Genomic DNA, 26794 nt, shown 5'->3' with positions numbered 1-26794 from the left:
CTGAGGGGAGCGCCGATACCATTAAGCCTTTCGCGCCCTCAATTTTTCGCCTGGCACGCTTTTTGCCCAAACGTCACCGATGCGGAGCGAGACAGCCCCGCCGGGGACGTTGGAGGAAATGCCGGAATGGCGAGCGAGACGTTTTACGAGGTGATGCGCCGGCAGGGCATCACCCGGCGAAGCTTCACCAAATTTTGCAGCCTGACGGCCGCGGCGCTGGGTCTGGGTCCCTCCTACGCCCAGGCCATCGAAACCGCCATGGAAACCAAGCCGCGCATCCCGGTGCTGTGGCTGCATGGCCTGGAATGCACCTGCTGTTCGGAAAGCTTCATCCGGTCGGCCCATCCCCTGGCCAAGGACGTCATCCTGTCGATGATCAGCCTCGACTATGACGACACCATCATGGCGGCGGCGGGCTTCCAGGCCGAATCCATCATCGACGAGACCATCCAGAAGTACGATGGCAACTTCATCCTGGCCTGCGAGGGCAACCCGCCGCTGAACCAGGAGGGGATGAGCTGCATCATCGGCGGCAAGCCGTACCTGGAGCAGTTGAAGAAGGCGGCGGACCACTGCAAGGCCATCATCAGCTGGGGCAGCTGCGCCAGCTGGGGCTGCGTCCAGGCCGCCCGGCCCAATCCCACCCAGGCCACCCCCATCCACAAGGTGCCCGGCCTGCCGGCCAAGCCCATCATCAAGGTGCCGGGCTGCCCGCCCATCGCCGAAGTCATGACGGCGGTCATCGCCTATATCCTGACCTTCGACCGCTTCCCGGAACTGGACATGCAGGGCCGGCCGAAGATGTTCTATTCCCAGCGCATCCACGACAAATGTTACCGCCGCCCGCACTTCGATGCCGGCCAGTTCGTGGAAAGCTTCGATGATGAAGGGGCGCGCCGCGGCTACTGCCTCTACAAGGTCGGCTGCAAGGGCCCGACCACCTACAACGCTTGTTCCACCGTGCGCTGGAACGGCGGCCTCAGCTTTCCCATCCAGGCCGGCCATCCCTGCATCGGCTGTTCCGAGGACGGCTTCTGGGACAAGGGCGGCTTCTATGAACGGCTGAGCGACGTCCACGGCTTCGGTGTCGAGGCCAACGCCGACAAGATCGGAGGCACGGCCGCCGGCATCGTCGGCGCCGCCGCCGCGGTGCATGCCGCGGCCAGCGCGGTCAAGCGCGCCCGCTCCAACAGCGGTGCCAACGATAAGAGAGAGGGACGGGACTGATGCCCACGCTTGCGACACCCAACGGCTACCAGCTCGACACCAGCGGCAAGCGCGTCGTCGTCGACCCGGTCACCCGCATCGAGGGCCACATGCGCTGCGAGGTCAACCTCGACGGCGACAACGTCATCCGTAACGCCGTGTCCACAGGCACGATGTGGCGCGGGCTGGAGGTCATCCTGAAGGGGCGGGACCCGCGCGACGCCTGGGCCTTCACCCAGCGCATCTGCGGCGTCTGCACCGGCACCCACGCGCTGACCTCCGTCCGCGCGGTGGAAAACGCCCTGAACATCCAGATTCCGGAAAACGCCAACAGCATCCGCAACATCATGCAGCTGTCGCTGCAGGTGCATGACCATCTGGTCCATTTCTACCACCTCCACGCCCTGGACTGGGTGAACCCCGTCAATGCCCTGAAGGCGGACCCCAAGGCCACGTCGGAACTGCAGCAGGCGGTCTCGCCCCACCATCCCAACAGTTCCCCGGGCTATTTCCGGGACATCCAGACCCGCCTGCGCAAGTTCGTGGAGTCCGGGCAGCTGGGGCCGTTCAAGAACGGCTACTGGACCAACCCGGCCTACAGACTGCCGCCCGAGGCCGACCTGATGGCGGTGACCCATTATCTGGAGGCGCTGGATTTCCAGAAGGAGATCATGCGCGTCCGCACCATCTTCGGCGGCAAGGACATCCATCCCAACTGGCTGGTGGGCGGTGTTCCCTGCGCCATCAACCTGGATGGCGACATGGCGGCGGGCGCGCCGGTGAACATGGCGTCGCTGAACTACGTATCCTCCATCACCGATCGCTGCATCGAGTTCGTGGAGAACGTCTACATCCCCGACATCATCGCCATCGGCGGCTTCTACAAGGATTGGCTCTACGGCGGCGGGCTGTCGAACAGGTCGGTGCTGGCCTATGGCGACATCCCCGACCGCGCCAACGACTACAGCCCCCGCAACCTGCTGATGCCCCATGGCGCCATCATCGACGGCAAGCTGTCGGAGGTGCACCCGGTCGATCTCACCGATCCCGAGCAGGTGCAGGAGTTCGTGCCCCACAGCTGGTACAAGTACCCGGACGAGAGCAAGGGCCTGCACCCCTGGGACGGCGTGACCGAGCCCCATTACCAGCTGGGGCCCAACGCCAAGGGCACCAGCACCAACATCATCCAGCTGGACGAGGGCGCCAAGTACAGCTGGATCAAGGCGCCGCGCTGGCGCGGCCATGCCATGGAGGTGGGGCCGCTGGCGCGCTACCTGGTCGGCTACATGCAGGGCAATGCCGAGATCAAGGACCAGGTCGACCGTACCCTGGCGGCGCTGAACGTGCCGCTGGACGCGCTGTTCTCTACCCTGGGGCGGACGGCGGCGCGCGCGCTGGAGGCCCAGTGGGCGGCGCGCAAGCAGCGCTATTTCCTGGACAAGCTGATCGCCACCATCAAGGCGGGCGACACCTCTACCGCCAACACGGCGAAGTTCGACCCCAAGACCTGGCCGTCCGAGGTGAAGGGGGTGGGCTTCACCGAGGCGCCGCGCGGCGCGCTGGCCCATTGGATCCGCATCAAGGACGGCAAGATCGACAATTACCAGTGCGTGGTGCCCACCACCTGGAACGGCAGCCCGCGCGACAACAAGGGCAACATCGGCGCCTTCGAGGCGTCGCTCATGAACACCAAGGTGGCCCGCGCGGAAGAGCCGGTGGAAATCCTGCGCACGCTGCACAGCTTCGACCCCTGCCTGGCCTGTTCCACCCATGTCATGGGGCCGGACGGACGGGAATTGGCCGACGTCAAAGTCCGCTGAACCAAGGAGACTGATCCCATGAAGACCTTCATCACGAAATCGGTCCCCCGCGTCTCGGCGGCTGTCCTGGCGGCGGGCTTCATCGCCGCCCCGGCGTCGGCCCATCCAGGGCATGACGGGGGCTTCGCCGACGGCATCCTCCATCCGCTGACGGGTCTGGACCACCTGGCGGCCATGGTGGCCGTCGGCCTGTGGGCGGCCACCCGGCCGGCGGTGCGGGCCTGGCAGGCGCCGGTGCTGTTCGTGACCATGCTGGCGGTTGGCGCGCTGGCTGGCGTGGCCGGCGGCGCCTTCGCGCCCGTGGACACGATGGCCGCGCTGTCGGTGACCCTGCTGGGCCTGATGCTGATCGTGGCTCCCCTGCTGCCGGACGCCGCGGGCCTGGGCCTCATCGCCCTGTTCGCCCTGGTGCACGGCTATGCCCACGGCATGGAGGCGGGGGGCCGCCTGCTGGGCTACTTCGCCGGCTTCATGGTGGCGTCGGCCCTGCTGCACGCCGCCGGTTGGCGCCTGGGCGGCGGCCTGCTGGCCACCCGCTGGGGGCGCCTGGCCTCCGGCCTTACCTTGGGCGCAGCGGGCCTCGCGCTCGCCGCGCTGTAAAGGGAGGACACGCCATGAGCGAGGCCTCCCTGGGAACTCATAAGGCGGGAACACATAAGGAAGAGGCGGTTTACGTCTATGAGGCGCCGGTGCGCTTGTGGCACTGGGCCAATGCCGCCGCCATCCTGGTGCTGTGCGTCACGGGCTATCTGATCGGCTCACCCCCGCCGTCCATCCATGGTGAGCCCAGCGCCCATTTCCTATTCGGCTGGATCCGCTTCCTGCATTTCTCGGCGGGGCAAATCCTGGTCGTCGGCTTTGTCTTCCGCTTCTACTGGTCCTTCGTGGGCAACGACCACGCCCGCGAAATCTTCCGGCCGCCGGTGTGGCGCAAAAGCTTCTGGCTGGGTGTGGTCCATGAAATCCGCTGGTACGCCATGCTGGAGCGCGAGCCTAAGAAGTACAGCGGGCACAACCCGCTGGCCATCCTGTCCATGCACGCCCTTTTCGTGTGGGGCACGCTGTTCATGATCGTCACCGGCCTGGCCCTGTATGGCGAGGGCCAGGGGCCGGGCTGGATCCACCGGCTGTTCACCAGCTGGGTCATTCCCCTGTTCGGGCAGAGCCAGACGGTCCACACCTGGCACCACATGGCCATGTGGGTGATCGTGATCTTCGCCATCGTCCACATCTACGCCGCCGTGCGGGAGGATATCATGTCCCGGCAGTCCATCATCTCCTCGATGTTCTCGGGCTGGCGCACCTTCCGCGATGGCGGCCCCACCGACGAACACTGAGGTCCAGGCAGGTTTCCAGTCAGAAAAGGGGGCTTCGCGGCCCCTTTTTCATTTGGAAAATTAACTTCCAATCCGCCTTCCAACTGGAAGGACTCTATCCGGTAAAGGTGTGAGAATGGCCCGCCGTCCCCCAAAGCTTCGGCCGTTTCGGCGCTGAACGGTGCGCTGGCATGCCCCTTGCTGAACCACCCCCAACATCCGGCCCGTCGGATGGCAGGGGAGTGAGAGGCGTGGAAGTGATGACGGCAAGCGGACCCCGCGTGCTGGTGCTGGGCATCGGCAACCTGCTGTGGGCCGACGAAGGGTTTGGTGTACGGGCGGTGGAGCACATGCACCGCCATTATGCCCTTCCCGCCAACGTCCGCCTGATCGACGGCGGTACGCAGGGCATCTACCTGGTTCAGGAAATCCGCGAGGCCGACATCCTTGTCGTCTTCGACGCCGTCGATTACGCCCTGCCGCCCGGCACCCTGAAGCGGGTGGAGGGGGCCGAGGTGCCGAAGTTCCTGGGCGCCAAGAAGATCTCCCTGCACCAGACCGGCTTCCAGGAGGTGCTCGCCATGGCGGAGATGATGGGCGACAGCCCCGCCCACCAGCTGCTGATCGGCGTGCAACCGGTTGAGCTGGAGGATTTCGGCGGCAGCCTGCGGCCGGAGGTGAAGGCCCAGGTGGAGCCGGCCATCGCGCTGGCGCTGGAGTATCTGGCGGGCTTCGGCATAGCGGCCAACCCGCGCCCCGTGCCGCTGCCGGCCGAGCAGGGCATCGGGTCGCTGGAAATGATGCTGGAACGCTATGAGACGGAACGCCCGGACGAGGCGGCGGCCTTCCGCGGCGGCGACGCGCGGGTGCTGGGCGCCGGAGGCTGGACCGGGCCCGCGGATTTCGAGGTGGAGATGCAGGCCCTGGTGGGGCGCCCCCCCGTGGCCCGCTCCCCCGCGGCCTACCCCGTGGCCCACCCCCTGGCGGGCGCGCCCGGGACGGACGCCTGATGTGCATTGGCATTCCCATGCAGGTGATGGAGGTCGGTGCCGGCCATGCCCGCTGCTGGTCCGGCGCGGAGATATTATCCATCGACACCAGCCTGGTGGGCGACGTCGCCCCGGGCACCTGGCTGATGACCTTTCTCGGTGCCGCGCGGGAGGTGATGAGCCCCGAGGCCGCCCAGCGGTCCCTGGCGGCGCTGAGCGCCCTGGAGGCCATCATGCGGGGACAGCCGGCCGACCTGGATGCCGCCTTTGCCGACCTGATCGGCCGTGAACCTCAACTGCCCGCCCATTTGCTGCCCGCCCATTTGCGTCCCACTCCGGAGCCTGAATCATGAGCGATGCGCGCGACGACTTTTCCCCCCTGCTGCGGTCCGTCATGGCCCGGTGCGACTACCAGGTGGTGGGGGAGGCGGAGCTGGCGGATATCTGCGCCGGGCAGCCGCTGGCGATGCTGTTCCTGTCCGGCGACCATTGGCGGGTGGCGGAGAGCGACGACGTCGCCGCCATCCTGCCGGAGCTGGACCGCGCCATGGGCGGCCACGTCGTACCCCTGATCGCCGCACGGGCGGACGAGCGCGCGCTGCAGCGGCGCTTCCGCTTCGCCCGCTATCCCGCCCTGGTCTTCCTGCGCCTGGGCGACTATCTGGGCGCCATCGAGGGTATCCGCGACTGGGCGGACTATATGCGTGAGATCCCGGAGATCCTGGGGCGCGAACCCAGCGTTCCCCCTGCCTTCCGCCTGCCCGCCGGCTGTGGCACCGACGCTGTGCATTGAGGAGAGACTGATGAACGACGCCCATGGCGGTGCCCTGGTCGGGCCCGGCAGCCAGCCCGGGGATTTCGACGGCGGCCGGCTGGACTACATGGTGATGCCCGACGGCATGGCCATCTTCTCCGCCGCCAACGTGCCGGAGGCGGATGCCGCCCAGGCGGTGCCGCAGGGTGTGGCGGCGGGTCACGCCATCCTGGCGGCCTTGACCCGCGTGGCGGAAGGCGCGGGACCGCAGCGGGTGGACCTGACGCGGCTGGATGCCGCCAACCTGGCGTTCGTGGACCAGTTGCTGGGCGAGGGCGAGGTATCGGTGGTGTTCGGAACCGATGTCCAGGCCCAGGAATCCGTCCTCGCCGGGGTATGGCGGGTGCGCGAAAGCGACGCCGCCGGCCGGCGCCTGCGCGACTATGTCGATTGCGCCCCTTTCCCCGCCGGGCTGGTGGAACGCGCCTTCAACGACGCGAGGGGCGCGGCCGTCCTGCCGGAAACGGCACGCCCCAACATCTTCAACGCGCCGCCGCTGATCGCCGAGATCAATGAGCATATCCCCCGCGTCGGAGATGCCGGTGGGGCGGGCCATGTCATCAACCTGTCCCTGCTGCCCCATACCGAGGAGGACCTGGCCTTCCTGGATGAGGCGCTGGGGCGCGGCGGCCTGGTCATCCTGTCGCGTGGCTACGGCAACTGCCGCATCCGCTCGACGGGGACGCGAGGCTGCTGGTGGACGCAGTACTTCAATTCCCAAGACACGCTGATTCTCAACAGCATCGAGATTTGCTCCATCCCGCAGGTCGCCCTGGCGGCGGTGGAGGACTTGGCGGATTCCGCCGAACGACTGCGCGAGATCATGGAGATTTACCGGTGACGGATCATTTCTTCGCCGGATCGTTCGGGGGTGATGTCAGCAAGATCAACCCCGGGACGAAACTGGAGTGCAAGATCTGCTGGCATGTCTACGACCCGGTGGTGGGCGACACTTACTGGCAGGTGCCGCCCGGCACGGCCTTCGCGGACCTGCCGGAGCATTGGACCTGCCCCGAGTGCGACAGCGCCAAGGCCGGCTTTATGGTGATTGCTGACGAATGACCGACGCGCCCGCCCTTTCCGCCCGCATCGAGACCGCCTTCGCCCGCATCGCGGCGACGCGCATGGCCGGCGTCCCGGTGATGAACCCGGCACTGTCGGTGGCGATGCGGGGGCTGCACCGCCATGGCGGGCATTGGGTGGGCGTGCTGGTGACCCCGTGGTTCATGAACCTGCTGCTGCTGCCCGCCACGGACCAGGAGCCCCGCCGGGTGGGGGAGAAAAGGGCCTTGGCGCTGCCGTCCGGCAGCTATGAAGTCATTTGGGGGCATGAGGACGAGCTGGGCGGGTATTGGAGCTGTTCCTTGTTCTCGCCCATGTTCGACTTCGCGGATCAGGAGACGGCGGTGGCGACGGCGGATGCCGCCCTTGCGGAAATCATGGTGGCGCCTGAGCCGGGCGCCGCTGACGACGGCATGGCCACGATCTGGGCGGGAAATCCCGCCATTCCCGCGCCCGCCAAGATGGAACCGGCGGTGCCGCCCAGCCGGCGTGCGCTGTTCGGCCTGGGGCAGACGGGACCATGGCAGGCGGGACCACGGCAGGCGGGACCATGGCAGGCGGGACCATGACCCGCCCGGCCATCATTCTGCGGCTTCCGGCCGATGCCGGGGGCACGGCTGCGCTGAGTTACGCGCCACGCGGTGATGTCACGGGCCTGCTGGCGGCCGCGCCGGTGGAACGGGTGCCATCTCTGGTCCGGACGCTGTTCGCCATCTGCGCCAACGCGCAGGGGCATGCGGCGGAGCTGGCGATGGAAGCGGCGCTGGGCCTGAAGGCCTCGGCCGGTGAGCTGATGGCACGTGAAATCCGGACATGGACGGAGGTGGTGCGGGAGCACGGCCTGCGCATCAGCCTGGACTGGGCCCGCCTGGTGGGAGAGGCACCGGATCTGGCCGTTGCGCGTGCCTTCATGGCGCTGTCCGCCGCCGATGACCCTGCGGCCTTGATCGGGGAGGCGGTGACCGGCCTGCCGCCGGAACGGTGGCTGGCAATGACCTCGACGGTCGAACTGGCCCGCTGGGCCGGGGCTGGCCGTACGGTGGCCGCGCGCTTCATCGCCACCCTGTTCGATGCGTCGATGCTGACGCCGACGGCCGAGGGGGATTCGGGGTCGCTGGCGGCGCGCCATGCCGACCACCCCTTCCTGTCCCGCGCCCTGCCCGCCGGTTCGCTCATCGCCCGCCATGTCGCCCGACTGATCGATCTTTGCCGCGTGCCGGCACGCCTGGATGTGTTGCGCGCCGGCGATGCCGCCCCCTTGCGCGGCATGGCGGCCGGGCCGGGCTTGGGGATGGCGTCGGTGCCCTGCGCCCGGGGCACCCTGGTCCATGAGGTCGGCGTGGTGGCCGGGCGGGTGGAGCGCTATCGTATCCTGTCGCCCACGGATCGCGCTTTCGCGCCGGGTGGGTGGGCCGAGCGGCAGATCCAGGGGCTATGCGCGTGGCCGTCCGCCGATCGCGCACGATGGGCCGAGGTGATGATGCTGGCGCTGGACCCTTGTGTGGACTACGCGGTGGAGGTGGCCTGATGCATGAGATGGCCATCTGCGAGAACATCCGCGTCCTGATCGAGGAACAGGCCCGGACCCAGCACTTCAGCCGGGTGGAACGGGTGTGCCTGGAAATCGGCGCCCTTTCGGGTGTGGAGGTGGAGGCGCTGCGCTTCGGCTTCGATGTCGTCATGCGCGGCAGCGTGGCCGCCGACGCCCGGCTGGAGATCGTCGAGACGGCCGGCACCGCCTGGTGCCTGCCTTGCGCCGTGGCCGTGACGATCGGCCGGCGCTACGACCCATGCCCCCGCTGCGGCTCGCACCAGATCCAGGTGACGGGCGGGGAAGAGATGAAGATACGCGAACTGGAGGTGACGTGATGTGCACGGTCTGCGGATGCGGCGATGGCCAGGTCAAGATCGAGGCCGACGCCCAAGGACATGATCACCACCATGGCCATCACCATCATCATGACCACGGCCACGCCCATGGTCACCACCATCATGACCATGATCATCATCATGGCGCGGGCGGGACGCTGGATTACGGCGCCGGCGCCGCCGGCACCTCCGTCCCGGGCATGAGCCAGGCGCGCCTGATCCAGATCGAGGCCGACATCCTGGGCAAGAACAACGGCTATGCCGCCGCCAACCGCGCGCGGTTCGCCGAGGCCGGCATCCTGGCGCTGAACCTGGTGTCCAGCCCGGGGTCCGGCAAGACCACGCTGCTGTGCCGCACGCTGGGCATGCTGGCGGGTGAGTTCCCCTGCGCGGTGATCGAGGGCGACCAGCAGACCAGCGCCGACGCCGACCGCATCCGTGCCACGGGCGCCCCGGCCATCCAGATCAACACCGGCAAGGGCTGCCACCTGGACGGCCACATGGTGGGCCATGCCGTCGATCACCTGCGTCCCGCCGATGGTGCCGTCCTGTTCATCGAGAATGTCGGCAACCTGGTGTGCCCGGCGGCTTTCGACTTGGGGGAGGCGCACAAGGTGGCGATCCTGTCGGTGACGGAGGGGGAAGACAAGCCCCTGAAATACCCCGACATGTTCGCCGCCGCCGATCTGGTGCTGATCAACAAGACCGACCTGCTGCCCCATCTCGATGTCGATGTCGAGCTGGCCATGGCCAATGCGCGCAAGGTCAATCACCGGGTGCGCCTGCTGCAGGTTTCGGCCCGCACAGGCGAAGGCATGGCGGCCTGGCTGGACTGGATCCGGGGCGCCCGCCTGATGGCGCTGTCCGGCCGGCCATCGCAGGTGGCGGAATAGGGAGCGGGATCATGTGCCTGGCCATACCCGCGCTGGTGACGGCGCTGCATGACGGCGCGATGGCGAGCGTCTCGGTCGGCGGCATCGCCAAGCAGATCTCCGTCGCCCTGCTGGAGGAAGTCGCAGTCGGGGACTACGTGCTGCTGCACGTCGGCTACGCCCTGCACCGCGTCAGTGAGGAAGAGGCGCGGCGAACCCTGGCCATGATGGCCGAGGCGGGGCTGCTGCAGGCCGAGGTGGCTGACATGGCGGGGCTGCCGGAACGGGCGGGGGTGGGGACATGAAATACGTTGATGAATTCCGCGACCGCGACCTGGCGCGCACCCTGGCCGCCGCCATCGCCGCGGCGGTTGACCCGGCGCGCGATTACAACTTCATGGAATTCTGCGGCGGGCACACCCACGCCATTTTCCGCTATGGCGTGCAGGACTTGGTGCCGGCCAACGTGCGCTTCGTCCACGGCCCCGGCTGCCCCGTCTGCATCCTGCCGGCCCGCCGACTGGACGATGCCATCGAGTTGGCGGAGCGGCACGGCGTCATCCTGTGCAGTTACGGCGACATGCTGCGCGTGCCGGGCACCGGGCGGCGGTCGCTGCTGAAGGCCAAGGCCGATGGCGCCGACGTCCGCATGGTCTATTCGACGCTGGACGCGCTGGACATCGCCCGGGCCAATCCGGGGCGCGAGGTGGTGTTCCTGGGGATCGGGTTCGAGACCACGACCCCGCCCAGCGCGGTCGCCATCGCCCAGGCCCAGGCGGAGGGCATCGCCAATTTCTCCGTCTTCTGCAACCACGTGCTGACCCCACCGGCCATCCGCCACATCCTGGAGGCACCGGAGGTCGACCCCAGCCAGGCCGCCCGCCTGGACGGCTTCCTTGGCCCCTCGCACGTCAGCACGGTCATCGGTTCCCGGCCTTATGAGTTCCTGGCCGCGCGCTACGCCAAGCCGGTGGTCATCGCGGGCTTTGAGCCGCTGGACGTGATGCAGTCGGTCCTGATGCTGATCCACCAGGTGAACGAAGGACGGGTGGCGGTGGAGAACCAGTACACCCGGGTGGTGACGCGCGACGGCAACGCCAAGGCGCAGGAACTGGTGGCCCGTATCTTTGAGCTGCGGCCCAGCTTCGAATGGCGCGGCCTGGGCAGCGTGCCGGAAAGCGCGTTGGCCATCCGGGCGAAATATGCCGCCTTCGACGCCGAGAAGCGCTTCGCCCTCAGCGAGAAGCAGAGCCGGGAAACCAAGTCCTGCGAATGCCCCGCCATCCTGCGCGGCGTGAAGAAGCCGAAGGACTGCAAGCTGTTCGGCAAGGCCTGCACCCCGGAAACGCCCATGGGCGCCTGCATGGTCTCCTCCGAAGGGGCGTGCGCCGCCTATTGGACCTACCGGCGGGTAGAGACCTTGGCGGAGATGGCGGCCGAATGACCACCCCGCCCCCCGATCTTTCCGGTGCCCCTGACCTTTCCGGGACCCCTGACCTTTCCGGTACCGTGGACATGAGCCACGGTGGTGGCGGCCGGGCCATGGCCCGGCTGATCCGCGACATCTTCCTGCGGCACCTGGCGAACCCGTTGCTGGACCAGGGGCACGACGCGACGCGCATCGACGCCGGGTCGGGCCGCATCGCCGTGACGACGGACGCCCATGTCATCTCGCCCTTGTTCTTCCCCGGGGGCGATATCGGTTCCCTGGCCGTGCACGGCACGCTCAACGACTTGGCCATGGCCGGTGCCCGCCCGGTGGCGCTGACTGCCGCCTTTATCATCGAGGAAGGCTTCCCCCTGGCGGATCTGGACCGCATCGCGGCCAGCATGGGGCAAGCTTGCCGGGCGGCCGGCGTGCCTGTGGCGACGGGTGACACCAAGGTGGTGGAGCGCGGCAAGGGCGACGGCGTCTTCATCACCACCAGCGGCATCGGCGTGGTGCCGGCGGGCGTGGACATCGGCCCGCGCCGGTTGCGTCCAGGGCAGGCCATCCTGCTGTCCGGCCCCATCGGTGACCATGGCATCGCCATCCTGTCCAAGCGCCAGGGCCTGGAATTCGGCACGGAGATCCGGTCCGACAGCGCCGCCCTGCACCGCATGGTGGCCGACATGGTCGCGGTCGTCCCGGGCATCGCCGTCTTGCGCGACCCCACCCGGGGCGGCCTGTCCGCCACGCTGAACGAACTGACCAATGCCGCCGGCGTGGGCATGCTGCTGGACGAGCGCGCCATCCCGGTCCGGCCGGAGGTGGCGGCGGCCTGCGAGCTGCTGGGCCTGGACCCCCTGAACGTCGCCAATGAAGGCAAGCTGGTCTGTGTTTGCGAGCCGGAGGACGCCGGGACGCTGCTGGCCGTGATGCGGGACCATGCGGAAGGCCGTGACGCCGCGCTGATCGGTCATGTTACCGTGGGCCAGCCCGGCTTCGTCCGCATGACGACGGCCATCGGCGGCCAGCGCGTGGTCGACTGGCTGTCGGGTGAACAGCTTCCGCGCATCTGCTAGCGGAGAGGAGCGATGGCCGAGTCTTCCACCGATCTGCCCACCATCCTGATCGTCGATGACGAGCTGCGCTCCCTGGAATCGCTGCGCCGCATCCTGGAGGAGGATTTCGAGGTGCTGACCGCCGCCAGCACCGTCGAGGCCGAGCGGCGGCTGGCCGACAATCCGGTGCAGGTGGTGCTGTGCGACCAGCGCATGCCGGAACGCAGCGGCGTGGAATTCCTGACGGAGGTCAAGGAGCGCTGGCCGGAGGTCGTGCGCATGATCATCTCCGGCTATACCGACGCCCATGACATCATCGACGGCATCAATCAGGCCGGCATCTTTCAATACGTCACCAAGCCCTGGCACCCGGAAAACCTGCTGCTGACGTTAAAGGGTGCCTGCCGCCTCTATGCCTTGCAGCGGCAGAACGAGCTGCTGGCGGTGGAGATGAAGATGCTGCCGGCCGCCGCCTCCCGCGTGGTGGGGGAGCGGAAGGAGAAGCTGCGCCGCGCCTATAATTTCGACGACGGCATCGTCCGCGCCAAGGGCAGCCCCATGGAGGCCGTGTGCGGCAGCCTGGCCCAGGTGGCGCCCTTCGACGTGCCGGTCCTGCTGTTCGGTTCCTCCGGCACGGGTAAGGAGTTGGCGGCGCGCGCCCTGCACTATGGCTCGCTGCGCTGGAACCAGCCCTTCGTGGTGGAGAACTGCGGCGCCCTGCCCGACGAACTGCTGGAGAGCGAGCTGTTCGGGCATAAGAAGGGCGCCTTCACCGGTGCCATCGAGGACCATGTCGGCCTGTTCGAGCGGGCGGACGGCGGCACCGTCTTCCTGGATGAGATCGGCGAGGTTTCCCCCGCCTTCCAGGTCAAGCTGCTGCGTGTGCTGCAGGAGGGGGAGATACGGCCCCTGGGCGGGACGCGCACGCGCAAGGTGGAGGTGCGGGTGATCGCCGCCACCAACAGGGACCTGGAGGAGGAGGTCCGGGCCAAGCGCTTCCGCGCCGACCTGTTCTACCGCCTGGCCGGTATGATCATCCGCCTGCCCGACCTGAAGGACCGCAAGGGCGACCTGCCCCTGCTGGTGGAGGTGCTGCTGGATCGCGCCATGGCGCAGATGGGCAAGCGCGTGCCCGGGATTTCGCCGGAGGCGCTGGACTGCCTGGCCCGCTATGACTGGCCGGGCAATGTCCGCGAGCTGCAGAACGAGGTGCAGCGCCTGATGGTGCGGGCCACGGAAGGGCGGCGGCTGGAGGCGGACCTGCTGTCGCCCCACATCCTGCGGGCCGAGCCCCAGGGGGCCGGTGCGCGCGAGGACGATTTCGCCGACATAGCCGGTCTGGCCGGCGACCTGCGCGAGCGGGTCAGCGCCATGGAGGCGCGCATCATCCGGGAAACCCTGATCCGCCACCGCTGGAACAAAAGCCAGGCGGCGCGGGAACTGGGGCTATCCCGCGTGGGGTTGCGGGCCAAGCTGGAACGCTACGGGCTGGAGAACGTCCACCCTCTTGCGCCCAAGCGCATGGCGGGGGGCTGAGCCATGGGCAGCCATGAGCCGGTGCTGCCCTTCGGGGACCCGCCGCCCGAGGCCGAAGGCGAGGGTGAGCAGTTGTGGATCGACGTCATCCGCCGCATGGATGTGGTCTACAGCGACCTCGTGGCTTCGCAGGTGGCGCTGGAGGAACAGAACCAGCGCCTGCAGCAGGCGCGCGACTTCATGCACTCCGTCCTGGGGGCCATGAATGACGTGCTGATCGTCTGCGATGCGGCCGGCGCCGTGCTGCGGGTCAACGCGGCGCTGACGGCGGCGCTGGGGCGGGAGGAGGGTGATTTGCTGGCGCTCCCCTTGCTGGATCTGTTCGATCCTGCCGACCATGCCGACATCCGGGCCTGCCTGGCCGAGGGGCGCGCCATCGAGGACAAGGGCTGGCACCTGCTGGCGGCGGATGGCCAGCGGGCGGCCGTGTCCGTGAACGGGGCGCCCCGTCGCGATGCGCGCGGCCGGTTCGCGGGCATGGTCCTGGCCGGCCGGCCCGTGGGCGAACTGCTGCGTGCTTACCGGGATCTGGACAAGGCGCACCAGCGCCTGCGGCAGACCCAGCAGCAGCTGCTGACCTCGGAAAAGATGGCGGCGCTGGGCCGGCTGGTGGCGGGGGTGGCGCACGAGCTCAACAACCCCATCAGCTTCGTGTTCGGCAACATGTACGCGCTGAAGCGGTATGGCGCCGCCATCACCGGCTATCTCGCGGCCATCGATGCCGGCAAGCCGCGGGCGGAGCTGGCGGCCCTGCGCGACAGCCTGCGCATCGACAAGGTGCTGGCCGACATAGGCCCCCTGGTCGACGGCACGCTGGAGGGGGCGGAGCGGGTGCGCGACATCGTGCAGGATCTGCGGCGCTTCTCCTCCAACCAGCGTGAGGAGCCCGAGACGTTCAACCTGGTCCGCCTGATCCACACGGCCACCGACTGGGTGATCAAGACGCAGCGTACCAAGCCGGAGGTGCGGCTGGAGCTGCCGGTCGCGTTGGAGGTGGTGGGCCTCAAGGGCCAGTTGCACCAGATCCTGGTCAATCTGGTGCAGAACGCGGTGGACGCCGTGAACGGCCGCGACAGCGCCCTTATCCGCATCACGGCGGGGGAACAGGACGGGTGCATCGTCCTGACGGTTGCCGACAACGGCCCTGGCGTCCCGCCGGAGAACCAGAGCAAGATTTTCGAACCCTTCTTCACCACCAAGCCCATCGGCAGCGGTACCGGCCTGGGGCTGTATGTCAGCTACAACATGGCGGAAAAGTTGGGCGGTAGTCTGAGCCATGCCGAAGCGGAAGGCGGTGGCGCCGCCTTCACCCTGAAGGTGCCCGTCGATGACCGCAATATCTGAACCGGCCCGCCCGCTGCGGCTCCTGTGGCTCCAATCCGGTGGCTGCGGCGGCTGCACCCTGTCCCTGCTGGGGGCGGAGAAGCCGGATTTGCTGACGGCCCTGGCGGCGGCCAACGTCGAACTGCTGTGGCACCCGTCCCTCAGCGAGGCGACGGGCGGGGAAGCGCGGGCCATCCTGGAAGCCGTGGCCGCGGGCGACCAGCCGGTGGACATCCTGTGCCTGGAGGGGTCGGTCATCAACGGGCCCGGCGGCACCGGCCGCTTCCACCTGATGGCCGGGACGGGCAAGCCCATGCGCGACTGGGTCGCCGCCATCGCCCGCCGGGCCGGCTATGTCGTGGCCGTGGGCAGCTGCGCGGCCTTCGGCGGTATCACCGCCGCCGGCGGTAACGAGGTGGAGGCGTGCGGCCTGGCCTATGACGGCACCCGCGCCGGCGGCCTGCTGGGGGCGGGATTCCGCTCCGCCAAGGGTCTGCCCGTCATCAATATCGCCGGCTGCCCCATCCACCCCGGCTGGTTCACCGACACGTTGCTGCAGATCGGCGCCGGCACGTTGACCGGGGCGGATCTGGATGAGTGGGAGCGCCCCCTGGCCTATACCGCCCACCTGGTCCACCACGGCTGCGCCCGCAATGAATTCTATGAGTTCAAGGCCAGCGCGGAACAGCCGGGCGACCTGGGCTGCATGATGGAGAATTTGGGCTGCAAGGGCACGCAGGCACGGGCCGACTGCAACATCCGGCCGTGGAACGGCGGCGGCTCCTGCCTGGACGGCAATTATGCGTGCATCAATTGCACGGCCCCGGGGTTTGAGGAACCGGGCCACGCCTTCGCCGTCACACCCAAGGTGGCCGGCATACCCATCGGCCTGCCGACGGACATGCCCAAGGCGTGGTTCGTGGCGCTGGCATCCCTCTCCAAGGCGGCGACGCCCAAGCGGTTGCGCGACAACGCCGCGCGGCCAGCACCGGTCCTTCTTCCCCATGACAAGCGCAAGGACAGCGCATGAGCCGCCTGATCGTCGGTCCTTTCAACCGTGTCGAGGGGGATCTTGAGGTGCGCCTCGACATCAGCGCCGGCATGGTGGCCGATGCCCGCGTCGTCTCCCCGCTCTATCGCGGGTTCGAGGCCATGCTGGTGGGCAAGCCGGCGCTGGACGCGCTGGTCTACGCGCCGCGCATCTGCGGCATCTGTTCCGTGTCGCAATCCGTGGCCGCGGCGCGCGCGCTGGCGGCGACCGGTTCCGGGCCCTTGCCGGCCAATGGCGGTCTGGCCATGAATCTGATCCACGCGGTGGAGAACGTCGCCGACCACCTGACGCACTTCTACCTGTTCTTCATGCCCGATTTCGCCCGCGCCGTTTACGCGGGGGAACCCTGGCATGCGGACACGGCCGCGCGGTTCACGGCGGTGAAGGGCGGCGCGGCGCAGGAGTTCCTGCCCGCCCGGGCGGAGCTGATGAACCTGCTGGGTATCCTGGCCGGCAAGTGGCCCCATACCCTGGCGGTTCAGCCCGGCGGATCGACGCGCGCCGTATCGCGGGCCGAACTGGCACGGCTGGGCGCCCTGCTGGCCGCCTTCCGCCGCTTCCTGGAGCGCACCCTGTTCGCCGATGCGCTGGAGGCGGTGGCGGCCTTGTCGACCCGCGACGCTTTGCTGGCCTGGGCGGAGGCGAAGGCCGACCGGGGTGACTTCGCCCGCTTCGTCGCCGTGTCCCAGGCGGTTGGCCTGAATCGCCTGGGCCGTACCGACCTGCGGCACATGAGTTTCGGCGCCTATCCGTCATCGGACGGGCCCTTGTTCCCGCGGGGCCTGTTCAGGCGGGGCGTCGGTGGCGTCCTGCCGGTGGACCGCATCACCGAGGATGTCAGCCACGCCTGGTATCAGGCCGCGCCGGACGGGGCGCCGCGGTCCCCCCGCGACCCCGGCTTGCCGCCCGATGCCACGCGGGATGACGCCTATTCCTGGTGCAAGGCGCCGCGGCTGGACGGCGAGGTGGCGGAGGTGGGCGCCTTGTCGCGCCAACTGGTCGCCGGGCATCCGCTGCCGCGTGACCTGGTGGCACGGGATGGCGCGACGGTCGAGGCGCGGGTGGTGGCGCGGCTGCTGGAGGTCGCCCTGGTCACCATGGCCATGGAGCGCTGGCTGCGCGCCATCGATCCGGCGGCCCCCTTCATCGATCACACGCCCCTGCCGGCGGCGGGTGAGGGGGCCGGCCTGACGGAGGCGGCCCGGGGGTCGCTGGGCCATTGGGTCACGCTCGAGGGGGGCCGTATCGCCAATTACCAGATCATCGCCCCCACCACCTGGAACTTCTCCCCCCGCGACGCCGCCGGTACGCCCGGGCCGTTGGAGCAGGCGCTGCGCGGCGCCCCTGTCCGTGAGGGCGAGGCCGAGCCGGTGGCCGTGCAGCACATCGTCCGTTCCTTCGACCCGTGCATGGTCTGCACGGTGCATTGATGGAGGCCGCCGGCGCCATGGCGGGCCGTCGCATCCGCGTGCGGGGCCTGGTCCAGGGGGTGGGCTTCCGGCCCCATGTGTGGCGCCTGGCCCGCATGCTGGATATTGCCGGTGATGTCGCCAATGACGGTGAAGGCGTGATCATCCACGCCTGGGGCGATCCTGCGGCGCTGGACGGCTTTCAGGACCGGCTACGCCGTGAGGCGCCGCCCCTGGCGCGCATCGACGCCATCCAGGTCTTCCCCCACCGTGGTCCGGCGCCCCGTGGCTTCACTATCGCCGCCAGTGCCGCTGGATTAGCGCGGACGGGCATCGTGCCCGACGCGGCCACCTGCCCCGCCTGCCGGGCGGAACTGTTCGACCCCGCCGACCGGCGCCAGGGCTATGCCTTCGGCAACTGCACCCATTGCGGTCCCCGGCTGTCCATCGTCAGCGCCATCCCCTATGACCGCGCCAACACGGCCATGGCGGCCTTCACCCTGTGCCCGGCGTGCGCCGCCGAATACGCCGACCCCGCTGACCGCCGCTTCCATGCCCAGCCGACGGCCTGCCCCGCCTGCGGCCCCCGGCTGTGGCTGGAACCCGCCCCAGAGACGGGGGTGGATCCGCTGGACGCGGCAGCGGCGCTGCTGCGCGCGGGCGGCATCGTCGCCGTGAAGGGTATCGGTGGCTTCCACCTGGCCTGTGATGCCGCTGACACGAAGGCGGTCGCGGAATTGCGGCGGCGCAAGGCGCGCGATGCCAAGCCGTTCGCGGTGATGGCCGGATCGGTGGAGGAGGTCGGGCGGTATTGCCGGCTGGACGACGCGGCCCGTGCCCTGCTGCTGTCGCCCGCGGCACCCATCGTGCTGCTGCCCAGGCGGCCCGATGGCGCGCCGCTGCCGGATGGGTTGGCGCCGGACCAGGACCATCTGGGCTTCATGCTGCCCTACACGCCGCTGCACCACCTGCTGATGGCCCGGGTGGACGGCCCCCTGGTGATGACGTCGGGCAACCGGTCGGATGAACCGCAAGTCATCACCAACGAGGACGCGCGGGTTCGCCTGGCCGGATTGGCCGATGCCTGGCTGATGCACGACCGGGCCATTCTCAACCGCCTGGACGACAGCGTGGTCGCCGCCACCGGCGGTGCGCCCGCCCTCCTGCGCCGGGCCCGGGGTTACGCACCGGCACCATTGGCTCTACCGTCGGGCTTCGAAGGCCTGCCGCCCACCCTGGCCATGGGCGGCGAACTGAAGGCGACCTTCTGCCTGCTGCGGGAGGGGCAGGCCATCCTGTCCCAGCACATCGGCGATCTGGAGAACGCGGCCGCGCTCGATGACTACCGGGTCCTGCTGCGCCTCTACCGCGACCTGTTCGATTTCACACCGGAGGTGATCGCGGTCGACATCCATCCGGATTATCTCTCGACCACGCTGGGCGCCGGGCTGGCGCGGGAATGCGGCGCCCGGCTGGTGTCCGTGGGCCACCATCATGCCCATATGGCCGCCTGCCTGGCGGACGCCGGCATCGGGCTGGCGGAGGGGGGGGACGGCGCCTTCGGCCTTATCCTGGACGGCCTGGGCCTGGGCCCGGATGGAACGCTATGGGGCGGCGAGATCCTGCGCGGGGGATATCGCGGCGTGACCCGCGCCGGCCATATCGCGCCCGTGGCCCTTGCCGGCGGGGCCGCCGCGATGCGCCAGCCGTGGCGCAACCTGGTGGCCCAGCTACGTCAAGCCTTCGGTGAAACGTGGCGGGACCAGGCCGCGCCCGTGCTGAACCACCTGCCGCCTGCCGCGCCTGTGGCCGTGCTGGAACGCATGCTGGAAACCGGCACCAACGCGCCACCCTGTTCCTCGGCGGGCCGGCTGTTCGACGCGGTCGCGGCGGCGCTGGGTATCCATCCCGCGCGCATCGGGCATGAGGCGCAGGCGGCGATGGCGCTGGAGGCGCTGGCGCGTCCCCACGTCGCCACCGCGCGTCCTTATCCGGCGGCGTTTGGGGGCGCCGATCCTGTGGTGGTCGGCTGGGCCCCGATGTGGCGGGCGCTACTGGATGACTTGGCCGCCGGAGAGGCGCCGGGGCTGATCGCCGCCCGCTTCCACCTTGGCCTGGTGGAGGCGCTGGTGCAGGCGACGGGGCGGGCGGGGGCCGGTCCCGGCGCCCTGGTCGCGCTGTCGGGCGGTGTGCTGCAGAACCGCATCATCCTGCATGAACTTCAAGCCCGCCTGCGGGCCGCGGACTGGCGGCCCGTGATACACGGCCAGGTGCCGGCCAACGATGGCGGCTTGGCGCTGGGCCAAGCCGTGCTGGCCGCCCTCATCGCTGACGGCCGGGGAGATGATCGGGCGAAGCCGCCGGGCATTTGAAGCGAACGCGATCTGATGAAGTCACCTGATCGTGTAAATTCCCCTGTCATGAATGGGTTACGACATCAGGAGACAGGTTTCCTCCCGGCCTTCATCCGCTCGGGTGGCGCGGCTGGAGTGCCGGTTTCGGGAAAGAACATCGCCAACGCCACTGCCGCCACACCAGCGGCAAGTCCCAAGCTCATGAATGCCGGCGGGTATCCCAGCCTATCGACAATCGCGCCTGCCGCCAGTCCGCTGATCGCCCCACCCACACCCTGGGCGGACATGATAAGGCCCAAGGCCAGGTTGTAATGACCGGTGGCGCCTGTCAGGTCGGAGACGATCAGCGGCGTCAGGACACCGACCAGACCGGCACCGACCCCATCCAGAAGCTGGATGCCGATAAGCCAGGCCGGGTTGTCGGAAACGACGTAGAGGCAGGCCCGGACCGGCAGGATGGCGAACGCGATGAGCAGAACCGGCTTGCGACCCCATTTCTGCGCATAATGACCGGCGAACAGCGCCATGGGCAGCATGACCAGCTGAGCGGCGACGATGCAGGACGACATCATCGCGGTCGCCCACTCCGGATTCGCGTTGGCCAGCTTCTGGCCCACCAGGGGAAGCAGCGGGGCGTTGGCGAAGTGGAAGAGCAGCCCGCACCCGGCGAAGATCATGAGCGGCCGGCACCTGATGAAGGCGGACAGATGCGTCTCGCGCGGCTCTCGGGCCGGCTGGTCATGCCCCCGGGCATGGTCATGATTGATCGCCGCGGCCGGAATGGACAGGACGGCCCAGATGGCGAGCAGTGCAAAAACGGGCCCCAGCAGGAAAACGGCGCGCTGGCCGAAAAGGCGGCCCATGATCCCGGCGGCGATGGCGATGAACACATTGCCGGCATGGTCGAAAGCGCCGTTGCGCCCCATGCGGCCGGCCAACTGGGCCCGGGCGTACAGACCCAGGGTGAGGGCCGCCACCGCAGGGCCGAAAATATCGCCCACCACCGCCAGCGTGGCGTTGGCCACCATGACGGGCCAGAAAGTGGGAACCGCGAAGATGACAAGGCTGCCGATGGCGAGCATGCCCAGGCCGGCGGCCACCAGCTCGCGCTTGGCGCGCGCGGCGTCGATGAGCGCGCCGGCCGGCCCCTGGGCGAGCAGGCCCAGCAATCCGCCGACCATGGTCACGACGCCGACCGCCGACTGACTCCACCCCTGCTGCGTGACCAGGAAGACGTTGAGGAACGGCCCCAGGGCACCCCGCACGTCGGCAAGCAGGAAATTCAGCGCATCCAGGGCATTCAGGTTTTTGAGCGGTGAAAGGTTCGGCGTCACGGGGGGCCTCCGAAAAGAAGCGCGAGCAGGGCCGGCAAGAGGGCGGGGGGCATCGTCACGGCACCCAGGCGCATGAACCGCCACCCGCTGATCTCCTTCTTTTCCCGGCGCAGGGCCGCCTCCCATGAAAGAAGCAGGGGGTGACGGCGTCAGGGCCTGGGCGGTGGCGGCGGACCGGGGGGCGCCGGCGGCAGCGGGGTGACGGGTTCCAGGCGGTCAGGCGTGGTTCCCATGGCGCTCACCTCGACAACCCGGCCGAAGGCGGTGGTGAGGACGGGTCCCTCGGCGAACACGGTTTGGCCGGGTTTAAGCTCCGTAACGGCGCGGTAGGCATCGGGCGGCAGCCGCAGGACGGTGCCGTCCTCCAGCAAGGCGCCATCGACCTGCCCCTCCGGCCCATGCAGCGGCATGCGCACCCGTCCGCTCGACACGGTGGGGGTGCCGCCGGCGGCATCCAGCCGGCGGCCGGGCCCAGGGCCGTCATCGCTGATGGTGAACTTCGTCGCCTCGTCGGTTATCGAGATAGCGCGTACCAGGGGCAGCGCCGCCGCCCTCAGGCCGTGCACGATCACGGTGTTGCCCGGCCGGATGGCGTAGGCGATCTCGCTGGACAGGTGCGGAGGCGTCTTCACCTCGGTGCCGTCCGCGAGGATCAGGCCGTCGATGTCGCCGCGGGGCGTTTGCGTGAACTGGCGGACCACGCCCCGCACCGCGGGCAGTTGCGTCATGTCATAGAGCGGCGCCGGGGTCGCCCCCTGTGCGGGCGGCGGCGGGATAGGGGGGGACGCCACTTGGGCGTGGCTGGTGGCCTGGATGACCAACAGCGCTGTACCGGCCAGCAGGCCGACATTCCGAAGGATGGGCATGAGCCTTTACTCCTGGGTATCGGGACCAGGCGTTGTTTGGCAAAGGCCGTGCCATGGGAAGAGTCTATATATTTCAGTTATTTGAGGACATCACGCGCCCTCGGCGGCGTCCGGATTCGAGACACTGGCCGTTTGCTCTTCGAACACCTCAATGCCATAGCGCTTCATTTTGGCGTACAGCAGCGGGCGATGGATGCCCAGCAGGCGGGCCGCCTCCGTGCGATTCCCGGCACACCGGTCCAGCGCGCGGCGGATCATCGCCGTCTCGAGCTTGGCCACGGCCGAGGCCAGGTCATCATCCGGCGGGTCCGCCGGCCCGTCAGCGGGCCGCGGATGGTCCGACCGGCCCAGGAAATCGATGTCGGCTGCGGTGACGACGGGGCCGCGTACCAGGACCGCCACCCGCTCCACCACGTTGCGCAACTCCCGGACATTGCCGGGCCAATTGTGGGCCACCAGCCGGGCCGCGGCGTCTGCATCCAGGGCCTTGTTTCCGGCTTGCGCCAGGAATGCCTCGGCCAAAGGCAAAATGTCCGCCCGCCGTTCCCGCAGGGGCGGCAGATGGATGGGGATGACATGCAGCCGGTAGAACAGATCCTCCCTGAAACCGCCCTCCCTGACCCGTTGGCGCAGGTCGCGGTGCGTGGCGGCCACGACCCGCACATCCACCGACAGGGGCTTGCCCCCAATCGGCGTGACGGTGCGCTCTTGCAAGGCCCGCAGGATCTTCGCCTGCAAGGCCATATCCATGTCCCCGATCTCATCCAGGAACAGCGTTCCGCCGGCGGCCTGGCGGAACGCACCCATCCTGTCGGTGGAGGCGCCGGTGAAGGCGCCCTTCACATGGCCGAAAAGCTCGCTTTCCATCAGTTCCGACGGAATGGCGGCGCAGTTGACCGCCACGAAGGGCGCGGCGGCCCGGTTCCCGTGGTCGTGGATGGCGCGGGCCACGACTTCCTTGCCGGTGCCCGTCTCCCCCGTGATCAGCACCGTGGTATCGCTGTCGGCCAACAGGCCGATGGTCTTTTGGACCGCGCGCATCGCCTCGCAGACGCCGATGAGGCCTTCCGGCTGGACAGCCGGCTTTCCGTTCGAGCCGGCCCAGCCCTCGTTGAGGGCCAGCATGCCCCGCACGACCCGGACCAGTTCCGCGCGGCCCACTGGCTTCGTCAGATGATCGAAGGCGCCCAGGCGCATGGCCTCGATGGTGTTTGCCGCCGAGGCGTGGGCCGTCAGCACGGTGACCGGCAATGATGTGGAACGGGTGCGGACGCGCCGCAGGACCTCCAGCCCGTCCAGGCCGGGCATGCGCAGGTCCAGGATCATGGCATCGACGGTGTCGTTCGCGAGCATCGTCAACGCGATCTCCCCCGAAGGGGCGAAACGGGGGGCGTGGCCGCAGTCCGCGACCACTTCGCCAAGCGCGTCGCGCAAGGCCGCGTCGTCATCGACAATCAGCACGGTTGCCATGGCAGGACGATCTCAAAGGTGGTTGCGCCGTTGGTGTGATGGAAGCGCGCGACGCCATCATGGGCGGCCGCGATTTCGCGGACGATGGACAGGCCCAAGCCCGTGCCGTCGGCGCGGCCGGTGACGAAGGGTTCGAAAAGCTCGTCGCGCAGATGGGGCGGCGGCCCGGCCCCCCTGTCCTCCACCGCCAGGATCAGGTGATCTTCGGCAAGGCGCGCGCGGACATGGACGGTGCTGTCCTGGGGTGCCACCTGCAGGGCGTTCAGGATCAGGTTGTCCAATGCGCGCTCCAATTGGCCGGGATCGAACCGGGCGTGCTGCACGGCGGCCTCGCTTTTCACCGCGACGCCCCGGGTGGCGGCGACGTCGGCGTGCCGCCGCACAATGCGATCCAGGAAATCCGCCAGGTGAACCCGCTGATAGGCCGGCGTGTCCTGTTCGGTGACGCTCAAAAGACGGTGAAGCAGGGCGTCCAGCCGGTCGATCTGCTCAAGGATAGCGCCCAATGCCTGTTCCTTGCGGGTGGCATCGCCGGCCAGGGCGTTTTCCGCCTTCAGTTTCATCGCGGCGATGGGGTTGCGGATCTCATGCGCCACCCCGGCCGTGACCCGCCCGATGGCGGCGAGACGCTGGCTGGTCGCCACCTCCCGCGCCATGGTTTCCGCCCGCCGCCGGGCCGTCGCCAGCCTTTCCCCCGCCTCATTGAGGGCCCGCACGATGCGGTCCAGTTCCCGTTCCCCCGTCGAGGGCAGGACGGGAAGGTCGTTGACATCGTGCGTGGCGAGTGTCGTCTCAATGCGCGTTATGTGCCGCGACCAGGTCATGGTCAGCTGCGTCAGCAGCCCGCCGGCAGCCAGGACGATGATGAGAAGCAGCCCAAGGCCGGTCATGAGTTGCTGGTAGCCGTGGCCCTCCAGGGTCCGCACCCGCGTCATGGTCCATGCCGTCAGTCCCGGCAGCGGGCCCGGCAACGGACAGGCGGCGAGGATCAGGACCTCGGTCGACGCCCGGTAGCGCGCGGTGACGGTATGACCCTCACCCAAGGCTGCCTGGTTGATCGCCTTGATGCGGGTCAATTCCGCCCGCGGCAGGTCGGTCTTCGGGCCCGCGCCCTCATAGCTGGGATAGGCGTAGGCCAATGATCCTTCACCGTCCTGCCATATCCCGCCCTCAATGCCAGGCCGGTCATGCAATGCGCTCTGGACCACCGGCTCTAGTCCCTCGCGAATTGTTGACAGGCTGGAGGATGGGTCGTGGCTGTGCCAGCCGCTCACGTAGAACCGAAAGGCGCCGGACTGCGCCTCACAGGCGCGCGCGGCTTCCGCTTCCATCTGCCCGACTTGAGCCGCGGCCGACCGTTGGAACAGGCCGGTCATCAAGGCGCCGATGGCGACGGCGGCGAAGGCAACGATGAGGAGTAGCGCCACCAGGCGGGTACGTAGGGATTGGAACACGTGGTTGCGCTCGCAGATCCTGACCGAAGGATGGAACGCTCTTGCGATGCGTGAATGAGGAAATAGGTTACGCGGCCGAAAAGGCCAGCCCCCCGAATGGAACCGACCCGTTCGCTCGACCCCCGGTCGCCTACGCAACGACCATCATAAAGAGACCCCGCGCAGGATATGGGCGATATCCACCGTGAACTTCAGCCCCACGACGAAGGCATCCGCCGGATTGTCGCGCGTGAACGGCCGGGCGGTGACATCAGGATTCACGATGTATTGCAGATTGGGTGAAACGCGGACGCCGGACGTGACCTGCATCCCGTAGGCCAATTCCATCATCACCTCATGCCGGGCGGCGGACACGGTGCTGCCGACGCTGGCGCGCGCCGCGGCGATCCGGGCCAATGTCAAATCGCTGAACCGCTGGTCGGTGACCACGAAGCCCAGGGTGTCCTGGTCGCGGCCCTCGATCAGGCCGGTCTGCACCACGCCCAGCGCGAAATACCGATCCTCAACCGCGCGCCCCGACACGCTGGCCATCGCCACACCGAAGACGGACAGCGCCCGTGCCGGGTTCGACGGAGAGCGCCAGACGACCTGGTCGAAGCGGCCGGAAGCGCCCCAGCGCCCTGCTTGGTTCATGCCGGGCCGGCCCGTCAGCACGGACGGGCGGCCCATCGCATCGTTCAAGGGGTCGCTGTAGGTCGAACTGTCGTACCAGCCGCCCACCTGGTAATGCCCAGGCAGGCCCGACGCCCGGCCCCCGGGGGCGTAGCCCAATTCGAACGGTACGACCACGCCCGTGGCGCCGTCGGTACCGAAATGCAGCCCATGGCCGGTGGGTGATTGATCCCGGGGATTGGCCTCATAGGCGCCGACATGGGCGTAGAGGGTATCGGTCAGGTCGGCCTTGACCCGCCCCGCCCAACTGCTGCCCGGCGCCGAGGTGTAGTTGCTGACGTGGTTGACGAAAACCGGGTTGCCGCAAATGGCGTTGGTCTGGAAGTGGCAATAGAGCGGATTGTTCAGGAAGGCCGCGTTGGCCACCATCCGACCCACCTCCATGTCGACGCGTCCGTCGAGCAGCCTTTTTTCCAAGGTCAGGGTCAGCAGGTGCAAATTCTGCAGGCCATAGACCTCCTGCACCGACGTGTTGTTGCCAATGGCGTCGGCGGCCAGGTTGCGGCCATGCCTTTGCGTCAGCGCCACATGAAGGACGGTGCCGTCCAGGCCAAGGACCTGCTCCAGATCGGCGTCGGCGCCCGCATGAAGCTGGCCGGCATAGGCGCTACCCTGCCGCAGGCCACCGCTGGGATTGGCCGCAGCCTCGCCGGTATAGTCCAACGTCAGGGACAGGCCCGCATTGGCGAGACGGTCGCCCAGGGCCGGTGCGCCCGGGGGTTCGGCGGCGCCCGCCGAGGCATGTATGAACAGGCCGGCGGTCACCAGCAAGCCGGTGATACGGGGCAAAGAATACGGGCGCATGGAAACTCCACCGTCCTTGGGACTGAGCCGGGGCTTGGACGCGCCGCCATGGGCGCGCCTTCGCCAGGAGAAAAAGAGGGAGACGGAAG

The 26794-nt window shown here is 68.7% G+C and carries 26 protein-coding genes; 21 read left to right on the top strand and 5 right to left on the bottom strand.

The annotated features are described in order from the left end of the window. Positions 1-126 precede the first annotated feature (126 nt). The 21 genes from FBZ89_RS05195 to hypF all read left to right on the top strand — a co-directional run bounded on the left by FBZ89_RS05195 (position 127) and on the right by hypF (position 20123). Positions 127-1227 carry a hydrogenase small subunit gene (locus FBZ89_RS05195; RefSeq protein WP_145748938.1) on the top strand — a complete coding sequence of 367 codons (1101 nt, stop codon included), beginning with the start codon at positions 127-129 and terminating at the stop codon, positions 1225-1227. After that, positions 1227-3026 (top strand): nickel-dependent hydrogenase large subunit, encoded by a 1800-nt coding sequence (locus FBZ89_RS05190; RefSeq protein WP_145748937.1) that lies wholly within the window; start codon positions 1227-1229, stop codon positions 3024-3026. Before FBZ89_RS05195 ends, FBZ89_RS05190 begins: the two co-directional genes overlap by 1 nt. Positions 3027-3044: 18 nt before the next feature. Next, positions 3045-3626 carry a HupE/UreJ family protein gene (locus tag FBZ89_RS05185; RefSeq protein ID WP_145748936.1) on the top strand — a complete coding sequence of 194 codons (582 nt, stop codon included), beginning with the start codon at positions 3045-3047 and terminating at the stop codon, positions 3624-3626. Between the two features lie 14 nt (positions 3627-3640). Next, entirely contained in the window at positions 3641-4363 is a 723-nt protein-coding gene (gene cybH / locus FBZ89_RS05180) for a Ni/Fe-hydrogenase, b-type cytochrome subunit (protein ID WP_145748935.1), read from the top strand. 239 nt (positions 4364-4602) lie between these two features. After that, on the top strand, positions 4603-5352 hold the full coding sequence (locus tag FBZ89_RS05175; RefSeq protein WP_246172043.1) for a HyaD/HybD family hydrogenase maturation endopeptidase: 750 nt from the start codon (positions 4603-4605) through the stop codon (positions 5350-5352). Next, a complete protein-coding gene (locus tag FBZ89_RS05170; protein ID WP_145748933.1) occupies positions 5352-5684 on the top strand; it encodes a HypC/HybG/HupF family hydrogenase formation chaperone in 333 nt (110 codons plus the stop codon). The genes FBZ89_RS05175 and FBZ89_RS05170 overlap by 1 nt, the downstream gene beginning before the upstream one ends. Beyond that, on the top strand, positions 5681-6124 hold the full coding sequence (locus tag FBZ89_RS05165; RefSeq protein ID WP_145748932.1) for a thioredoxin domain-containing protein: 444 nt from the start codon (positions 5681-5683) through the stop codon (positions 6122-6124). The genes FBZ89_RS05170 and FBZ89_RS05165 overlap by 4 nt, the downstream gene beginning before the upstream one ends. Positions 6125-6134: 10 nt before the next feature. After that, the gene (locus FBZ89_RS05160) at positions 6135-6986 is read left to right on the top strand and encodes a hydrogenase expression/formation protein (protein ID WP_145748931.1); all 852 of its coding nucleotides are present in this window, start codon (positions 6135-6137) and stop codon (positions 6984-6986) included. Continuing rightward, entirely contained in the window at positions 6983-7207 is a 225-nt protein-coding gene (locus FBZ89_RS05155) for a rubredoxin (protein ID WP_145748930.1), read from the top strand. The genes FBZ89_RS05160 and FBZ89_RS05155 overlap by 4 nt, the downstream gene beginning before the upstream one ends. Continuing rightward, entirely contained in the window at positions 7204-7776 is a 573-nt protein-coding gene (hybE, locus tag FBZ89_RS05150; protein ID WP_145748929.1) for a [NiFe]-hydrogenase assembly chaperone HybE, read from the top strand. The genes FBZ89_RS05155 and hybE overlap by 4 nt, the downstream gene beginning before the upstream one ends. Further along, positions 7773-8735, top strand: coding sequence for a hypothetical protein (locus FBZ89_RS05145; protein WP_145748928.1), 963 nt, complete (start codon positions 7773-7775; stop codon positions 8733-8735). The genes hybE and FBZ89_RS05145 overlap by 4 nt, the downstream gene beginning before the upstream one ends. Next, positions 8735-9076, top strand: a complete 342-nt coding sequence (hypA, locus tag FBZ89_RS05140) for a hydrogenase maturation nickel metallochaperone HypA (RefSeq protein WP_145748927.1) — start codon at positions 8735-8737, stop codon at positions 9074-9076. The genes FBZ89_RS05145 and hypA overlap by 1 nt, the downstream gene beginning before the upstream one ends. Beyond that, positions 9076-9969 (top strand): hydrogenase nickel incorporation protein HypB, encoded by an 894-nt coding sequence (gene hypB, locus FBZ89_RS05135; protein ID WP_145748926.1) that lies wholly within the window; start codon positions 9076-9078, stop codon positions 9967-9969. The genes hypA and hypB overlap by 1 nt, the downstream gene beginning before the upstream one ends. A gap of 11 nt (positions 9970-9980) precedes the next feature. Beyond that, positions 9981-10253 (top strand): HypC/HybG/HupF family hydrogenase formation chaperone, encoded by a 273-nt coding sequence (locus tag FBZ89_RS05130; protein WP_145748925.1) that lies wholly within the window; start codon positions 9981-9983, stop codon positions 10251-10253. Then, complete coding sequence (gene hypD / locus FBZ89_RS05125; RefSeq protein ID WP_145748924.1) at positions 10250-11392, top strand: hydrogenase formation protein HypD; 1143 nt, start codon at positions 10250-10252, stop codon at positions 11390-11392. The genes FBZ89_RS05130 and hypD overlap by 4 nt, the downstream gene beginning before the upstream one ends. A 71-nt stretch (positions 11393-11463) precedes the next feature. Further along, entirely contained in the window at positions 11464-12453 is a 990-nt protein-coding gene (gene hypE / locus FBZ89_RS05120; protein ID WP_145748923.1) for a hydrogenase expression/formation protein HypE, read from the top strand. Positions 12454-12465: 12 nt separating this feature from the next. After that, on the top strand, positions 12466-13968 hold the full coding sequence (locus FBZ89_RS05115) for a sigma-54-dependent transcriptional regulator (protein ID WP_145748922.1): 1503 nt from the start codon (positions 12466-12468) through the stop codon (positions 13966-13968). 3 nt (positions 13969-13971) lie between these two features. Next, positions 13972-15312: a sensor histidine kinase gene (locus FBZ89_RS05110; RefSeq protein WP_145748921.1), complete on the top strand. Its 1341-nt coding sequence runs from the start codon at positions 13972-13974 to the stop codon at positions 15310-15312. Continuing rightward, positions 15296-16321 carry an NADH-quinone oxidoreductase subunit B family protein gene (locus FBZ89_RS05105; protein WP_145748920.1) on the top strand — a complete coding sequence of 342 codons (1026 nt, stop codon included), beginning with the start codon at positions 15296-15298 and terminating at the stop codon, positions 16319-16321. Before FBZ89_RS05110 ends, FBZ89_RS05105 begins: the two co-directional genes overlap by 17 nt. Continuing rightward, positions 16318-17772 carry a nickel-dependent hydrogenase large subunit gene (locus tag FBZ89_RS05100; protein WP_145748919.1) on the top strand — a complete coding sequence of 485 codons (1455 nt, stop codon included), beginning with the start codon at positions 16318-16320 and terminating at the stop codon, positions 17770-17772. Before FBZ89_RS05105 ends, FBZ89_RS05100 begins: the two co-directional genes overlap by 4 nt. Then, the gene (hypF, locus tag FBZ89_RS05095; RefSeq protein ID WP_145748918.1) at positions 17772-20123 is read left to right on the top strand and encodes a carbamoyltransferase HypF; all 2352 of its coding nucleotides are present in this window, start codon (positions 17772-17774) and stop codon (positions 20121-20123) included. The genes FBZ89_RS05100 and hypF overlap by 1 nt, the downstream gene beginning before the upstream one ends. 65 nt (positions 20124-20188) lie before the next feature. Here hypF and FBZ89_RS05090 read toward each other — a convergent pair whose 3' ends face one another. From FBZ89_RS05090 to FBZ89_RS05070, 5 genes are all read right to left on the bottom strand, one after another. Then, positions 20189-21439: an MFS transporter gene (locus FBZ89_RS05090; RefSeq protein ID WP_145748917.1), complete on the bottom strand. Its 1251-nt coding sequence runs from the start codon at positions 21437-21439 to the stop codon at positions 20189-20191. A 149-nt stretch (positions 21440-21588) separates the two neighbouring features. Next, positions 21589-22305, bottom strand: a complete 717-nt coding sequence (locus FBZ89_RS05085; RefSeq protein WP_145748916.1) for a hypothetical protein — start codon at positions 22303-22305, stop codon at positions 21589-21591. Between the two features lie 90 nt (positions 22306-22395). Next, entirely contained in the window at positions 22396-23775 is a 1380-nt protein-coding gene (locus FBZ89_RS05080; protein ID WP_145748915.1) for a sigma-54-dependent transcriptional regulator, read from the bottom strand. Then, positions 23760-25229: a sensor histidine kinase gene (locus tag FBZ89_RS05075; protein ID WP_145748914.1), complete on the bottom strand. Its 1470-nt coding sequence runs from the start codon at positions 25227-25229 to the stop codon at positions 23760-23762. Before FBZ89_RS05075 ends, FBZ89_RS05080 begins: the two co-directional genes overlap by 16 nt. A gap of 144 nt (positions 25230-25373) precedes the next feature. Then, positions 25374-26705 carry a carbohydrate porin gene (locus FBZ89_RS05070; protein ID WP_145748913.1) on the bottom strand — a complete coding sequence of 444 codons (1332 nt, stop codon included), beginning with the start codon at positions 26703-26705 and terminating at the stop codon, positions 25374-25376. Positions 26706-26794 lie beyond the last annotated feature (89 nt).

Origin of the sequence: Nitrospirillum amazonense (genome assembly GCF_007828045.1) — a bacterium.
Lineage (GTDB): Bacteria > Pseudomonadota > Alphaproteobacteria > Azospirillales > Azospirillaceae > Nitrospirillum > Nitrospirillum amazonense_C.
This window is presented reverse-complemented; position numbering and strand designations above follow the sequence as displayed.

Excerpts from the sequence above, each read along its gene's own strand:
- hypB (WP_145748926.1), top strand. The coding sequence starts at position 9,076 with ATGTGCACGGTCTGCGGATGCGGCGATGGCCAGGTCAAGATCGAGGCC.
- FBZ89_RS05110 (WP_145748921.1), top strand. The coding sequence starts at position 13,972 with ATGGGCAGCCATGAGCCGGTGCTGCCCTTCGGGGACCCGCCGCCCGAG.
- FBZ89_RS05145 (WP_145748928.1), top strand. The coding sequence starts at position 7,773 with ATGACCCGCCCGGCCATCATTCTGCGGCTTCCGGCCGATGCCGGGGGC.
- FBZ89_RS05130 (WP_145748925.1), top strand. The coding sequence starts at position 9,981 with ATGTGCCTGGCCATACCCGCGCTGGTGACGGCGCTGCATGACGGCGCG.
- FBZ89_RS05100 (WP_145748919.1), top strand. The coding sequence starts at position 16,318 with ATGAGCCGCCTGATCGTCGGTCCTTTCAACCGTGTCGAGGGGGATCTT.
- hypE (WP_145748923.1), top strand. The coding sequence starts at position 11,464 with ATGAGCCACGGTGGTGGCGGCCGGGCCATGGCCCGGCTGATCCGCGAC.
- FBZ89_RS05175 (WP_246172043.1), top strand. The coding sequence starts at position 4,603 with ATGACGGCAAGCGGACCCCGCGTGCTGGTGCTGGGCATCGGCAACCTG.
- hypD (WP_145748924.1), top strand. The coding sequence starts at position 10,250 with ATGAAATACGTTGATGAATTCCGCGACCGCGACCTGGCGCGCACCCTG.
- hypA (WP_145748927.1), top strand. The coding sequence starts at position 8,735 with ATGCATGAGATGGCCATCTGCGAGAACATCCGCGTCCTGATCGAGGAA.
- FBZ89_RS05085 (WP_145748916.1), bottom strand. The coding sequence starts at position 22,305 with ATGCCCATCCTTCGGAATGTCGGCCTGCTGGCCGGTACAGCGCTGTTG.
- FBZ89_RS05115 (WP_145748922.1), top strand. The coding sequence starts at position 12,466 with ATGGCCGAGTCTTCCACCGATCTGCCCACCATCCTGATCGTCGATGAC.
- cybH (WP_145748935.1), top strand. The coding sequence starts at position 3,641 with ATGAGCGAGGCCTCCCTGGGAACTCATAAGGCGGGAACACATAAGGAA.
- FBZ89_RS05170 (WP_145748933.1), top strand. The coding sequence starts at position 5,352 with ATGTGCATTGGCATTCCCATGCAGGTGATGGAGGTCGGTGCCGGCCAT.
- FBZ89_RS05165 (WP_145748932.1), top strand. The coding sequence starts at position 5,681 with ATGAGCGATGCGCGCGACGACTTTTCCCCCCTGCTGCGGTCCGTCATG.
- FBZ89_RS05190 (WP_145748937.1), top strand. The coding sequence starts at position 1,227 with ATGCCCACGCTTGCGACACCCAACGGCTACCAGCTCGACACCAGCGGC.
- FBZ89_RS05160 (WP_145748931.1), top strand. The coding sequence starts at position 6,135 with ATGAACGACGCCCATGGCGGTGCCCTGGTCGGGCCCGGCAGCCAGCCC.
- FBZ89_RS05080 (WP_145748915.1), bottom strand. The coding sequence starts at position 23,775 with ATGGCAACCGTGCTGATTGTCGATGACGACGCGGCCTTGCGCGACGCG.
- FBZ89_RS05195 (WP_145748938.1), top strand. The coding sequence starts at position 127 with ATGGCGAGCGAGACGTTTTACGAGGTGATGCGCCGGCAGGGCATCACC.
- FBZ89_RS05105 (WP_145748920.1), top strand. The coding sequence starts at position 15,296 with ATGACCGCAATATCTGAACCGGCCCGCCCGCTGCGGCTCCTGTGGCTC.
- FBZ89_RS05185 (WP_145748936.1), top strand. The coding sequence starts at position 3,045 with ATGAAGACCTTCATCACGAAATCGGTCCCCCGCGTCTCGGCGGCTGTC.
- hybE (WP_145748929.1), top strand. The coding sequence starts at position 7,204 with ATGACCGACGCGCCCGCCCTTTCCGCCCGCATCGAGACCGCCTTCGCC.
- FBZ89_RS05070 (WP_145748913.1), bottom strand. The coding sequence starts at position 26,705 with ATGCGCCCGTATTCTTTGCCCCGTATCACCGGCTTGCTGGTGACCGCC.
- hypF (WP_145748918.1), top strand. The coding sequence starts at position 17,772 with ATGGAGGCCGCCGGCGCCATGGCGGGCCGTCGCATCCGCGTGCGGGGC.